Origin of the sequence: Actinomadura madurae (assembly GCF_900115095.1) — a bacterium.
GTDB classification, from domain to species: domain Bacteria; phylum Actinomycetota; class Actinomycetes; order Streptosporangiales; family Streptosporangiaceae; genus Spirillospora; species Spirillospora madurae.
Window position 1 is genome coordinate 113343 of the sequence record NZ_FOVH01000008.1, and the last position, 12322, is coordinate 125664.

At 73.8% G+C, this 12322-nt stretch carries 11 protein-coding genes; all 11 read right to left on the reverse strand.

Annotation, left to right across the window (positions count from 1 at the left end; all coding sequences use genetic code 11):
* Positions 1 to 26 precede the first annotated feature (26 nt).
* On the reverse strand, positions 27 to 1073 hold the full coding sequence (locus BM339_RS22580; protein ID WP_021597614.1) for an ABC transporter permease: 1047 nt from the start codon (positions 1071 to 1073) through the stop codon (positions 27 to 29).
* On the reverse strand, positions 1070 to 2587 hold the full coding sequence (locus tag BM339_RS22585; RefSeq protein WP_021597613.1) for a sugar ABC transporter ATP-binding protein: 1518 nt from the start codon (positions 2585 to 2587) through the stop codon (positions 1070 to 1072). Before BM339_RS22585 ends, BM339_RS22580 begins: the two co-directional genes overlap by 4 nt.
* 18 nt (positions 2588 to 2605) lie before the next feature.
* Positions 2606 to 3793: an ROK family transcriptional regulator gene (locus tag BM339_RS22590; protein ID WP_021597612.1), complete on the reverse strand. Its 1188-nt coding sequence runs from the start codon at positions 3791 to 3793 to the stop codon at positions 2606 to 2608.
* 207 nt (positions 3794 to 4000) lie between these two features.
* Positions 4001 to 4609: a GTP-binding protein gene (locus BM339_RS22595; protein ID WP_024936315.1), complete on the reverse strand. Its 609-nt coding sequence runs from the start codon at positions 4607 to 4609 to the stop codon at positions 4001 to 4003.
* Positions 4590 to 4985 carry a DUF742 domain-containing protein gene (locus BM339_RS22600; protein WP_033333650.1) on the reverse strand — a complete coding sequence of 132 codons (396 nt, stop codon included), beginning with the start codon at positions 4983 to 4985 and terminating at the stop codon, positions 4590 to 4592. The genes BM339_RS22595 and BM339_RS22600 overlap by 20 nt, the downstream gene beginning before the upstream one ends.
* Position 4986: 1 nt before the next feature.
* Positions 4987 to 5430, reverse strand: a complete 444-nt coding sequence (locus BM339_RS22605) for a roadblock/LC7 domain-containing protein (RefSeq protein WP_021597609.1) — start codon at positions 5428 to 5430, stop codon at positions 4987 to 4989.
* A complete protein-coding gene (locus BM339_RS22610; protein WP_075022131.1) occupies positions 5427 to 8012 on the reverse strand; it encodes a nitrate- and nitrite sensing domain-containing protein in 2586 nt (861 codons plus the stop codon). Before BM339_RS22610 ends, BM339_RS22605 begins: the two co-directional genes overlap by 4 nt.
* 117 nt (positions 8013 to 8129) lie before the next feature.
* Positions 8130 to 8804, reverse strand: a complete 675-nt coding sequence (locus BM339_RS22615; protein ID WP_021600262.1) for a GTP-binding protein — start codon at positions 8802 to 8804, stop codon at positions 8130 to 8132.
* Positions 8785 to 9168 (reverse strand): DUF742 domain-containing protein, encoded by a 384-nt coding sequence (locus BM339_RS22620; protein WP_021600263.1) that lies wholly within the window; start codon positions 9166 to 9168, stop codon positions 8785 to 8787. Before BM339_RS22620 ends, BM339_RS22615 begins: the two co-directional genes overlap by 20 nt.
* 3 nt (positions 9169 to 9171) lie before the next feature.
* Complete coding sequence (locus BM339_RS22625; protein ID WP_021600264.1) at positions 9172 to 9618, reverse strand: roadblock/LC7 domain-containing protein; 447 nt, start codon at positions 9616 to 9618, stop codon at positions 9172 to 9174.
* On the reverse strand, positions 9615 to 12134 hold the full coding sequence (locus BM339_RS22630) for a sensor histidine kinase (RefSeq protein ID WP_075022132.1): 2520 nt from the start codon (positions 12132 to 12134) through the stop codon (positions 9615 to 9617). The genes BM339_RS22625 and BM339_RS22630 overlap by 4 nt, the downstream gene beginning before the upstream one ends.
* Positions 12135 to 12322: the final 188 nt, after the last annotated feature.

Consider the following 12322-nt stretch of genomic DNA (forward strand, 5'->3'; position numbering starts at 1 on the left):
CGGCACCGGACGTGGGGTGGGCGGGGTCAGGTGGGCGAGCGGAGCCCGCGGCGCTGCAGCAGCACGGCGATCACGATGATCACGCCCTTGGCGATCAGCTGGTCGCTGGTCTGCAGGCCGTTCAGGATGAACAGGTTGGTGATGACGGTGAACACCAGCACGCCGAGGATCGACCCGACGACGGTGCCGCGCCCGCCGGTGAGCAGCGTCCCGCCGATGATCACGGCGGCGATCGCGTCCAGCTCGTACAGGTCGCCGTGGGTGCTGGAGCCGGTGGTGGTCCGCGCCATGATGATGATCGCGGCGATGCCGCAGCAGAACCCGGACAGCGCGTACAGCAGCAGGGTGTGCCGGCGGACGTTGATGCCGGCGAGCCGCGCCGCCTCCGGGTTGCCGCCGACGGCGAACGTCCGGCGGCCGAACGTGGTGCGGTTGAGCAGCAGCCACCCGGCGATCGCGACCGCCGCGAAGATGTACACGACCAGCGGCAGCCCGAGCAGCCTGGTGGTGGACAGCGCCTCGATGGCGTCGTTCTCCGGCCGGACGAGCTGGGTCTTGCGGTCCGACATCCGCTGCGCCAGCCCGCGCGCCGCGACGAGCATCGCGAGGGTGGCGATGAACGGCACCAGCCGCCCGTAAGAGATCAGCAGCCCGGTCACGACACCCGAGCCCGTCCCGACGAGGATCGCGCACAGCGCCATCACCCCGGACCCGTAGGACTGCGTCGCGACGGTGGTCGCCCACACCGACGCCAGCGCCATCACCGACCCGACGGACAGGTCGATCCCGCCGCCGATGATGACGAACGTCTGGCCGACGGTGATCACGCCGATGGTGGCGGCGAGGGCGAGGATGCCGACCACGTTCCCGGACGTCGCGAAGTTGTCCGGCTCGGTCACCAGCCCGACGACCGCGAGCAGCACCAGCGCGGCGACCAGCCCGAGATGGTGGATCTCGCGGCCGGCGGCGCCGCCGTTGCGCCCGAACGGCCGCCACGGTCCACCGCCGCCCGGCCTCATCTTCGTCAGCGGGCCGAGCGCTCCGCCGCGCTCGTCCAGCCCCGTGTCGGTCATAGAGCGCTCCCCTCCATGATCATGTTGAGTACGGTGCCCTCGTCGAGGTCGCGGGCGTCGCCGGTGTGCACGACGCGGCCCTCCCGCACGACGAGGACGCGGTCGGCGAGGCCGAGCACCTCGGGCACCTCGCTGGACACCAGCAGCACCCCGATCCCGCTGTCGGCCAGCCGCCGGATCACCGCGTACAGCTCGGCGCGGGCCCCGACGTCCACGCCGCGGGTCGGCTCGTCCAGGATCAGCAGCCGCAGCCCGGACGGGTCGAGCAGCCACCGGGCCAGCACGACCTTCTGCTGGTTGCCGCCCGACAGCGTCACGACGGGGCGTCTCGGATCGGGCGGCCGGATGTCGAGCGCCTCGATCTGGCGGCGCACGTCGGCGACCTCGCGGCGGCGGTTGAGCCAGCCGAACGAGGCGTACCGGGTGAGCCCGGCGACGCTGACGTTCCCGGCGACGGTCTCGTTCATCAGCAGCGCCTGGCTCTTGCGCTCCTCCGGCGCCATGCCCATGCCGTGCCGGACCGCCGCGCCGGTGTCGCCGGGACGGACGGGCCGCCCGTCGACGAGCACCCGCCCGCGGGCGGCCCGCCGGGCGCCGTAGACGGTCTCCAGGATCTCCGAGCGCCCGGAGCCGACGAGCCCGGCGAGGCCGACGATCTCGCCCGCGCGGACGGTGATCGACACGTCCTCGAAGGCGCCGGGCAGCGTGAGGTGCTCGACGCGGAGCACCTCCGGCCGGTCGTCCGCGGGCTCGGGCCGCTCCGGGAACACGTACTCCACGTCGCGCCCGGTCATCAGCGACACGATCTGGTCCGTCTTCGTCGTCCGCGCGGGCAGGCCGCCCGCGACGGACCTGCCGTCCTTCAGCACCGTGACCCGGTCGCCGATCTCGCGGATCTCCTCCAGGCGGTGCGAGATGTAGACGACGGCGACGCCGGCGGCGGTCAGCTCCCGGATGATGCGGAACAGGTTCCCGACCTCGTCGTGGGCGAGCGCGGCCGACGGCTCGTCCATCACGATGAGGCGGGCGTCGTGCGACAGGGCCCGGGCCATGCTGACGACCTGCTTGCCCGCGGCGGGCAGCCGCCCGACCTCGCGCCGCGGCGGGATCTCCCCGTGCCCGAGCCGCCCGAGCAGCTCGCGCGCCGCCCGCTCGGTCTCGGCGCGCCGGGTGAACCCGTAGGCCGCGCGCTCGTGGCCGAGGAAGATGTTATCGGCGACCGACAGGCCGTCCACCAGGTCGAGCTCCTGGTAGATGGTCGCGATCCCGGCCCGCATCGCGGCGGTCGGCCCGGCGAGCCGCACCGGCGCCCCGGCGAAGACGATCTCGCCCGCGTCGGGCTGGTGCGCGCCGGCGAGCACCTTGATGAGCGTCGACTTCCCGGCGCCGTTCTGGCCGAGCAGGCAGTGCACCTCGCCGGGGCGGACGTCGAGGTCGACGCCGTCCAGCGCGCGGACGCCGGGGAACTGCTTGACGATTCCGCGCATCAGCAGCAGCGGTTCGGGCGTACCCATCGGGCCTCCTCGGGGGGGTCAGGACGCGGAGAAGACGTGGTCGCTGATGAGGCGGGCGCCGCCGACCACGCCGGCCGCGCCGGCGAGCTCGGACAGCACGATCGGCAGGTTGCCGGTCGCGAGCGGCGCGGACCGGCGGTAGACGACGCTGCGGATCTCGGCGAGCAGCGCGTGGCCGAGGCCCGCGACGCCGCCCGCGATGATGACGAGGCCGGGGTTGAAGAAGCTGACCAGCCCGGCGAGCACCTGCCCGACGTGCCGGCCGCCCTCCCGGATGATCTGCACGGCGACCGGGTCGCCCGCGGCGGCCGCCTCGCCGACGTGCTCGGCCGTCAGCTCCCCGTGGGTCTCCAGCAGCGCGGCGAGCTGCGCGGACTCCCCCGACCGGGCCGCGGCCTCGGCGTCCCGGGCGAGCGCGGCGCCGCCGAAGTAGGCCTCCAGGCAGCCGGCGTTGCCGCAGGCGCAGATCGGCCCGTCGTCGTCGACGCGGATGTGCCCGATGTCCCCGGCGCTGCCGGACACGCCGCGGTAGATCGCGCCGTCCACCACGATGCCGCAGCCGATGCCGGTGCCGATCTTGACGAGCAGGAAGTCGTCCACCGCCCGGGCGAGCCCGGCGTGCAGCTCGCCGAGCGCCATCAGGTTCACGTCGTTGTCGACCAGCACCGGGCACCCGAGCTCCTGCCCGATCGCGTCCCGCACCGGGAACCGGTCCCAGCCCGGCATGATCGGCGGGACGACCGGCATGCCGTCGCGGAAGCTGACCGGCCCGGGGACCCCGATGCCCGTCCCGTGCACCTGCGGGATGAGCCCCTCGTCCCGGAGCTTGCCGAGCAGGTCCAGCGCCCGGTCGAGGACCACGGTCGCGCCCTGCCGGACGTCGCACTGCTCGCTGACGTGCCCGAGCACCTCCAGCGCGCCGTCGGTCACCGCGACGTCGATCGAGGTGGCGCCGATGTCGAAGGCGACGAACCGCAGGCTCGGCGCCAGCCGGACGATCCCGGACCGCCGCCCGCCGCGCGAGGCGGCCAGCCCCGCGCCCTCGACGAGCCCCAGCTCGACGAGCCGGTCCAGCTCGACGGCGAGCTTCGAGCGCGACAGCCGGACGACGTCGCCCAGCTCGGCGCGCGAGCGCGGGCCCTCGTCGCGCAGCAGCCGCAGCAGGCGTGCCTGATGCACGTTCTGCGGACGAGCCGACATGCGCATCACGCCGTCCTCTCGGGATCGCTCCCGGGGCCGTGTGACCCCGGTCTCATGGCCGAGACCGTAACCCGCTTTCGCCGCTTTGAGAAGACCTTTTCCCTAGATCATCCAGACTTTCTCCACCCAGAGGACAAAGTAACGAACAAGCAACGGCCCCGGCCACCGCGCGGAACGCGGCGGCCGGGGCCGTGAGAGGTTGAGGGGTTCGGGTTAGTAGCTGACCGTCTGGCGGCCTGCGGCCATGGTGCGCATGATGTGTTCGACGAGGGTGATGAGGACGCGCTTGGCGTCCTCGCGGTCGCGGACGTCGCAGGAGATGACCGGGATGTCGGGGGACAGGTCGAGCGCGTCGCGCACCTGGTCGGCGGAGTGCCGGCCCGCACCGTCGAACCGGTTCACGCCGATGATGAACGGGACGCCGCGGCGTTCGAAGTAGTCGACCGAGGCGAAGCAGTCGGCGAGGCGCCGGGTGTCGACCAGGACGACCGCGCCGAGCGCGCCCTTGGCCAACTCGTCCCACATGAACCAGAAGCGGTCCTGGCCCGGGGTGCCGAACACGAACAGCACCAGGCCGTTGGGCAGGGTGATCCGCCCGAAGTCCATGGCCACGGTCGTGGTCGTCTTGGACGCGACGGCGGTCGTGTCGTCGACCCCGATGCTCTTCTCGGTCAGCGCCTCCTCGGTGCGCAGCGGCCGGATCTCGCTCACCGCACTGACCAGGGTGGTCTTGCCGACACCGAAACCGCCGGCCACGAGGATCTTTACCGTCAGCGCCGAGTCGCCCTGATGGGCGGCCGGCTCAGAGCGCACGGATTCCATCGATCACTTCCTTGAGTACGCGCTCGCTGGGGAACTGCGCCACCGGCGCGGGTCGCCGGACCTGTATCAGCGAGTGGTCGAGCAGGTCACCGAGCAGGACACGGACGACCCCGAGGGGAAGTTCCAGATCCGACGCTATCTCGGCGACCGACAACGGGGTGCGGCAAAGCTCCAGGATCATGTCATGTTCTGGCTCCGGCGCCCATGGGTTCGCCGGAAGGGCATGGGCGTCGTCCGCGGGCTCCGGCGGGTCCGCGACGGCGATCAGCGCGACGAGGTCGAACTCGACCCCGTCGTAGTGCGTCCGGCCTCCGGTGAGGGCGTACGGGCGCACGACGGGGCCCGCCGCGTCGTCGTACCATCCCGCACCGCTCATCTCACCGGCCACCGGTCTCGGAGCCGACGCGCGGGTTCGCCGACAGGTGCTGGCCGACCCGGGAGACCAGCATCGCCATCTCGTAGGCGATGATGCCGAGGTCGGCGTCGGCGGCGGCGAGGACGGCGAGGCAGGCGCCCCGGCCGGCGGCGGTGACGAACAGGAACGAGGACTCCATCTCCACGATCGTCTGCCGGACGGGGCCGCCGCCGAACGACTCGCCCGCCCCCCGCGCGAGGCTCTGGAAGCTGGCGGCCACGGCGGACAGGTGATCGGACTCCTCGGCGGAGAGCCCGCTCGACGCGGCCATCCGCAGCCCGTCGCTCGACAGCACCACCGCGTTCTGGACCGGGGCGACGCGCTGCACGAGGCTGTCGAGCAGCCAGTTCAGCTCACCTCCGGCCGCGCCTGGGAGCTCGGCGCCGGAGTGCTGGGGCTGTGTCATGGGGTGTCGTCCTCCTGGTGAGGTGGGGTGTCGGCGGGGTCCGTGCCGGCCGCGTCCTGCCTGCCGCGCTGCCAGCCGCGCTGCATGGCGGACATCATCGATCGCATCGTCTCGGGCGAGCGGCCCGCGAGGTCCTCCGGTGCCTCGCCCGTGGGAACGGTCCCTTCCGGTGCGCCGCCGCCCTCCGGGGGCGGCGCGTCCGTCGGGACGGGCGCGGCGAGCGGCACCGCCGGCTCGGGAGCGGGCGGCGGGGCGGCCGGTTCGTCCGGCGGGGCCTGGCCCCGCTCGGCGAGATGGGCGTCGACCCGCTGCTTGAGCTGGGGTGCCAGGTGGGTCTGCCGCCTGCGCTTCGGCAGGTCGCCGTCCTTCAGCGGCGGCGCGGGCTCGGGCGGCGCCTCTGCCCGCGCGGGTTCCGGCGCCGGGGGCGGGGGCTCCGCGGCGGGCGGTGCCGCCTCCGGGGGCAGGGGCTCGGCCTCGGCGACGAGCCGGACCACGCCGCCGGACTCGGCCGGGCCCGCCTCGACCGCCGCCCGGCCCGGCGCGGACAGCGCCGCGTTCTGGTCGGACAGCACCTCCATCGGCCCGGTGGAGCGGCGCACGGCGGATTCCGCCTCGGCGCTGTCCACGATGAGCGACCCGGGGATCAGCGCGATCGCGGTCGTCCCCCCGTACGGGGACGGGCGGAGCGTGACGGTGATGTCGTGCCGCTGGGCCAGCCGCGCGACGACGAACAGCCCGAGCTGGGCGCTGTCGGACGGGTCGAACTCGGGCGGGTTGGCGAGCCGCTCGTTGGCCGCGCGCAGCGCCTCCTCCGTCATCCCGAGGCCGCGGTCCTCCACCTCGATCGCGAACCCGCTGGCCACCGGGTGGCCGCTGACCCGCACCGGCGACTGCGGCGGCGAGAACGTGGTGGCGTTCTCCACCACCTCGGCGAGCAGGTGGATGACGTCGGCGACGGCGGAGCCGAGCAGCGCGATGCGCGGCAGCGGCTGCACCCGGACGCGCGGGTAGTCCTCGACCTCGGCGACCGCGCCGCGGACCACGTCCACCAGCGGGACGGGACGGCGCCAGCCGCGCCCGGCGCTCTTGCCGGCGAGGATCACCAGGCCCTCGGCGTGCCGCCGCATGCGGGTCGCGAGGTGGTCGAGGCGGAACAGGTCCGACAGCTCCGAGGGGTCCTCGGTGCGGCGCTCCATGCTGTCGAGCAGGCTGAGCTGCCGGTGCAGCAGCGCCTGGTTGCGGCGCGCGAGGTTGACGAACACCTCGCTGATCCCGCGCCGCGCCGCGACCTCGCCCTCGGCGGCGACCAGCACCGCCTCGCGGGCGCGGTCGAACGAGTCGGCGATCTGCCGGATCTCGGTGATGTGGTACTCGACGTCGGGAACGGGCTCGGGTTCGGGGGGACCGCCGGCGCGGATCTGCTCGGCGAGCATCGGCAGCCGCTTCCTGGTGAAGTCCACGACGCCGGCCGCGAGCGTGCGGCACTCGCGCAGCAGCCGCCGCGACACCCGCGCCGCGATCAGGGCCGACAGCAGGATGGCGAGCAGCCCGAGCCCGCCGGCGACGGCGAGCCGCCCGAACGTGTCGATGGCGACGCCCTGGGCACGGCCGACGACCTCGTCCAGGGTCCTGTTCTCGAACTTGTACAGGCGGCCGTTGGCGGTGTCGGCGACGAACCGCCACACGGCCGGCTCCAGGGTGCGGGGGCCGGAGCCGCGCGCGGCGCGTCCCGCTCCGGCGGCGCCGCCCTGCCCGGCGGGCGGGCGGGTCCGGCGCGCGGCGGCCCTGGCCGGCGGGTCGGCGCCGCCGATCACCTCGTCCTCCAGCCGGCGGAGTTGGATGAACTGCGGCGAGGCGACCAGCTTCTGGTAGCCGGCGCGGGCCTCCTCCGGCAGGTTCAGCGCGTTGTCGGCGTACAGCGTCCGCTGCGCCCCGACGAGCTGCGCGAACTCGCCGCGCTCGGCGGCGGTGATGCGGCCGGAGGCGAGCGCGCCGGTCAGCAGGGCGTCCTCGCGGTTCATGAACTCGCGGGCGCGGCCGACCGCGATGAGCGTGCGGGTGTCGGCGACGATCCGCCCGTCGCCGGGCGTCGCCGACAGGTAGACGGCGAAGGCCGCGTCGACGATGGCGTTGTAGCGCCGCAGCACGTGGGCGCGGTCGGCGACGCGCTCGTCCACGCTGCTGCGGATCCCCTCCAGGGCGCCGATCTGCTGCACGAGCGCGTCGATCCGCCGGACGGTCTCGGGCAGGATCGAGTCGCGCAGCCCCTCGTCCCGGCCTCCCGCGCGCACCTCCTCGGCCGCCTTGTCGGTGGCCTGCCGCTGCGTCCGCATCACCCCGAGGTCGACGGTCTGCGCGCCGCCGAGCTCCGCCGTCGACAGCCGCCGCTCCTTCTGCACGGCGTCGATGAGCCGCTGCGCGGGCAGCACCGTCTTCTCCTGGAACTTACGGCTCTGCAGGAGCACGTGCGCGTCCCCGTAGGTGATCCCGGTGAGGAACGCCCACAGCGACGCGAGCGCCAGCAGCGGCACGACGACCAGCAGGCTGATCCTCGCCCGGATGGAGGAGAAACGGGGTCTCATCACGGCCGGCGGACCCTGCTCACCGGCGCGCGCGCCGGCGTCGCCTTCGGCATTGGGGGGCGGAACATGCGGGGGAAACCTCCCGATGCGTGGAGTACGGGGGTGTGCGGGAGCCTACTACGTCGCGGGTTCACGATGATCGAGGATCCGATCACCGTCCGCCACCTCCCCCGGATCGGATTCCTCGTCCGGCCAGGTCAGCACGTGCTCCATCAAAGCCACGAGCACTTCCTTCGACGATTCGCGGCGGCGGACGTCGCAGAGCACCACCGGAACGCCCGGGTCGAGGTCGAGCGCGATGGCGATGTCCTCGGCCCGGTGCGTGCGCCGCCCGCCGAAGCAGTTCACCGCCACCACGAACGGCAGGCCCCGGCGCTCGAAGTAGTCGATCGCCGGGAAGGAGTGCTTCAGCCGGCGGGTGTCGGCCAGCACGACGGCGCCGATCGCGCCGGACGCCAGCTCGTCCCACATGAACCAGAACCGCTCCTGGCCCGGGGTGCCGAACAGGTAGAGCAGCAGCTGGTCCGACAGGGTGATGCGGCCGAAGTCCATGGCGACCGTCGTGGTGCCCTTCGCGCCGACGCCGGAGACGTCGTCCACCCCGACGCCGCGGTCGGTCAGCGGCTCCTCGGTGTGCAGCGGCCGGATCTCGCTGATCGAGCCGACCATGGTGGTCTTGCCGACGCCGAACCCACCGGCGATGAGGATCTTCGTCGTGACGAGCGGGCGGGCCGCGGCGCCGAAGGGCGTCCGGCCGGCGTCCGCGGTTCCCTCAGAGGGCGCGGAGGCCATTGAGCACCTCCCTCAGCACGCCCTTCGGGGGGCGGCGGCCCGCGGTGGCCGGCTGCGCCTCGGCGACCACCGCGACGAGTCCCTCGTCCCGCAGGTCGCCGAGCAGCACCCGGACGACGCCGATCGGCAGCCCGAGATCGGCGGCCAGGTCGACGACCGGCACGGGCCGCGCGCACCCGCGCAGCACCCGCGCGTGGTCGGGGCTGTAGCGCAGCCGGTCACCGGCGGGGACGCCGGTGGCCGACACCACCGCGATGAGCTCGAAGCCGGCGCCCTCGGGACGGGTCCGGCCCCGGGTCATCGCGTACGGTCGCACGACCGGACCGGCCTCCCGGTCCAGCCACCGTTCTGCCGGCGGGGTCATCGGTCAAAAGCCCCGCGACCCGGGCCCTCCGAACCCCTGGCCGCCCGGCTCGCCGGCGAACCGCGGGCTCGCCTGCAGATGCTGGCCGACCCGCTTGACCAGGACCGCCATCTCGTAGGCGACGAGGCCGGCGTCGGCCTCCGCCTCCGCCAGCACGGCGAGGCAGGTGCCGTCGCCCGCGGCGGTCACGAACAGCAGCAGCGCGTCCATCTCGATGATGGTCTGCCGGACGTTGCCGCCCGCGAAGTGCCGGCCCGCGCCGCGGGCGAGGCTCTGCACGCCGGACGCCAGCGCGGACAGGTGCTCGGCGTCCTCGCGCGCCAGCTCGTTGGACGCGGCCACGGCCAGCCCGTCACGTGACAGGATCACCGCCTGCCGCACCGTCGTGACCCGCTCTGCGAAGTCGTTGAGCAGCCAGTTCAGCTCACCGGTCACGGTGTTGTGCATCATCGGGTTCCCTCATCCCCCACATCGGACGCGCGTCCGCGCCGCCATCCCTGCTGTATCGATGCCATCAGCGAGCGTGCCTCCTCGGGCGAGCGTGCGACACCCCCGGCCGTGACTCCGCCGATCCTGGGCGGTGCCGGGGGGCTCTTGCGCAGTTGCGGGGCCAGGTTCTCCTGCCTGACCCGGCGCGGCAGGCCCGCGTGGGTTCCCGCGGGCTGCCAGTCTTCGTCCTCCTCGCCGGGCCCGTCCGCGTCCGCCGGCTCGTCGTCCGGCGGAGGGACGGCGTCGTCCGACCAGGGGTTCGGGGCGGGACGCGGCGGGGAGGCGGGCGCCGGCCGGTCCGGCGCGCCCCACGGCACCGCGGGCCCGGTGAGCTCCGGCAGCGCGGGCGGCGCCTCCAGGTGGCCGCCGGCGCCCTCCAGGTGACCCGGTGCGGCGGCGTCGCGCAGCGGGACGACCGCGTCGGCGCGGGGCGCGGGCACCAGCACCGCCTCCTCCACGTCCTCCTCGTCGAGGCCGTCGGTGACGCTGTCGAGCGGGGACCGCCCGTCGGGTAGGGCGGTGTCCTCGCCGGGACCGGAGGCGGGCGGCAGCGTCCCGGCGACCATCTGCTCGGCCGGCACCACCAGCTCGTGCGGCAGCAGGACGATCGCCGTCACGCCCCCGTACGGGGACCGCTGCAGCGTCACCGAGATCTCGTGCCGGGCGGCGAGCCGCGCGACGACGAACAGGCCGAGCTGGTCGGTGTCGACCAGGTCGTACTCCGGCGGCTCGGCGAGCCTGCGGTTGGCCTCGGCGAGCAGCTCGGGCTTGACGCCGAGGCCGCGGTCCTCGATCTCGATGGCGAACCCGGTGCCGACCCGGTCGGCCATCACCCGGACCTCGGTGTTGGGCGGGGAGAACGCCGCGGCGTTCTCGATCAGCTCGGCCAGCAGGTGGATGACGTCGGTGACGGCGGCGCCGACCAGGCCGTCCTCGGTGTCGGTCAGGACCGTGGCCCGGGTGTAGTCCTCGATCTCCGAGACGGCGGCGCGCAGGACGTCGGCGATCCGCACGGGCTCCCGCCAGCCGCGGCCGGGGGTGGCGCCGGACAGGATGATCAGGCTCTCCGCGTGCCGCCGCATGCGGGTGGTGAGGTGGTCGATCCGGAAGAGGTCCTCCAGGTCGTCGGCCTCGGCGCGGCTCTCCAGGCCGTCCAGCATCGTCAGCTGGCGGTGCAGGAGCGACTGGTTGCGGCGGGCGATGTTGAGGAAGATGCGGCTGACGCCGGCGCGCAGCTCGGCCTGCCCGACGGCCGCGTCGACCGCGGTCCGCTGCACCTTGGCGAACGCGTCGGCGAGCCGGGCGACCTCGGTGGTGCGCCCGGACTCCAGGGGCGGCGCCTCCGCGGCGACGTCGACGGTCTCGTTGCGGCTCAGCCGCCGCACGACGTCCGGGAGCCGCTTGTCCGCGACCTCCTCCGCGGACCCGCGCAGCCCGACCAGCTCCCGGACGAACCCGCGCGCGAAGCGCAGCGACAGCAGCACCGAGGCGAGGATCGCCAGCAGGCCGAGGCCGCCGACGACGCCGAGCCGGATGTAGGCCTTCCGGCCGAGGTCGTCGGCGTGCTCGCCGGCGCGCTGGGAGTTGCCGAGCACCATCTTGTTGACCGACAGGACGAGCGGCTCCGCCGTTCGCTGCCAGTCGGCGGCCCTGACGGGGATCGGACGGCGCGGATCGGCGTCGGCGATCCGGTCCTCCATGGCCCTGAAGTTCTGGTACGCCGGGGCGGCGAAGACCTGCGCGGTGCCGGTCCGGTAGACGACGGGGTCGAGCAGGGAGCGCTGCTTGATCCACTGCTGGCGCTGCTCGCCGACCATCTCGGTGAACATCCGGTGCTCGGCGCGGCTCATCCGGCCCTTGGTGATGAACGCCGCCGCGACCAGCGCGTTCTCCCGCTGCAGCAGTTCCATCGCGCGGCCGGCGTGCCGGGTCGACAGGGTCCAGTTGTAGAGCTCGGAGTCGTCGATGACGACGAGCGCGTCGTAGAGCCGGTGCAGGTCGTCGACCATCGTGCTGTAGCCGTTGATCGCGGTCAGCCGGTCGATGGAGCGGGCGTCCACGGCGGCCCGGATCCCGCCGAGGCCGCCGAGCGCCCGCAGGACGTCGGTGACGCGGCTCTCCATCTCGGCGTCGGTGGCCTCGCGGGCGGCGGCCGAGGTGGCCTCGCGGCGGAAGTGCTCGACGGCCTCGTCCAGGCGGTTGCGCTGGGTCAGCAGGGCCGCGGGCGTGCCGCCCTCGGTGGAGCGCGGGCTGCTGAGGAACACGGCCGACGCCTGGCGCTCCCGGCCCAGCTCGACCAGGACGCCCTGCCCGCTCGGCGCGAACTTCCGGTCGAGCGTGTGGTACTTGCGCTGGGCGAGCGCGTCGCGCCCGGTGACGTTGGCGGCGTATCCCCACAGCGCCACGAGCGACAGCAGCGGCACCAGCAGCAGGGCGGCGACCTTCGAGCGGATCGACCGCGTACGGGGGGATTTCATGTGACCTCGAACGTTCCGGCACGGAGGGTCCCTGGATCATAAAGGCCGTCCGTAACGAACCCGCAACCCCTTTGGCGGCTTTCGGACGCATTGCCGCCATTCCGCGCCACCTGCGGCAATGCCCGCGGGCCAAGCGATCTTGAGGAACTGGGGGAGGAAGATAGCGGCAAATCCGGACAACTTACTTC

What these genes read in the sequence shown, in the direction of transcription:
- BM339_RS22580 (WP_021597614.1), bottom strand. Translation starts at nt 1,073, where the DNA reads ATGACCGACACGGGGCTGGACGAGCGCGGCGGAGCGCTCGGCCCGCTG.
- BM339_RS22585 (WP_021597613.1), bottom strand. Translation starts at nt 2,587, where the DNA reads ATGGGTACGCCCGAACCGCTGCTGCTGATGCGCGGAATCGTCAAGCAG.
- BM339_RS22590 (WP_021597612.1), bottom strand. Translation starts at nt 3,793, where the DNA reads ATGCGCATGTCGGCTCGTCCGCAGAACGTGCATCAGGCACGCCTGCTG.
- BM339_RS22595 (WP_024936315.1), bottom strand. Translation starts at nt 4,609, where the DNA reads ATGGAATCCGTGCGCTCTGAGCCGGCCGCCCATCAGGGCGACTCGGCG.
- BM339_RS22600 (WP_033333650.1), bottom strand. Translation starts at nt 4,985, where the DNA reads ATGAGCGGTGCGGGATGGTACGACGACGCGGCGGGCCCCGTCGTGCGC.
- BM339_RS22605 (WP_021597609.1), bottom strand. Translation starts at nt 5,430, where the DNA reads ATGACACAGCCCCAGCACTCCGGCGCCGAGCTCCCAGGCGCGGCCGGA.
- BM339_RS22610 (WP_075022131.1), bottom strand. Translation starts at nt 8,012, where the DNA reads ATGAGACCCCGTTTCTCCTCCATCCGGGCGAGGATCAGCCTGCTGGTC.
- BM339_RS22615 (WP_021600262.1), bottom strand. Translation starts at nt 8,804, where the DNA reads ATGGCCTCCGCGCCCTCTGAGGGAACCGCGGACGCCGGCCGGACGCCC.
- BM339_RS22620 (WP_021600263.1), bottom strand. Translation starts at nt 9,168, where the DNA reads ATGACCCCGCCGGCAGAACGGTGGCTGGACCGGGAGGCCGGTCCGGTC.
- BM339_RS22625 (WP_021600264.1), bottom strand. Translation starts at nt 9,618, where the DNA reads ATGATGCACAACACCGTGACCGGTGAGCTGAACTGGCTGCTCAACGAC.
- BM339_RS22630 (WP_075022132.1), bottom strand. Translation starts at nt 12,134, where the DNA reads ATGAAATCCCCCCGTACGCGGTCGATCCGCTCGAAGGTCGCCGCCCTG.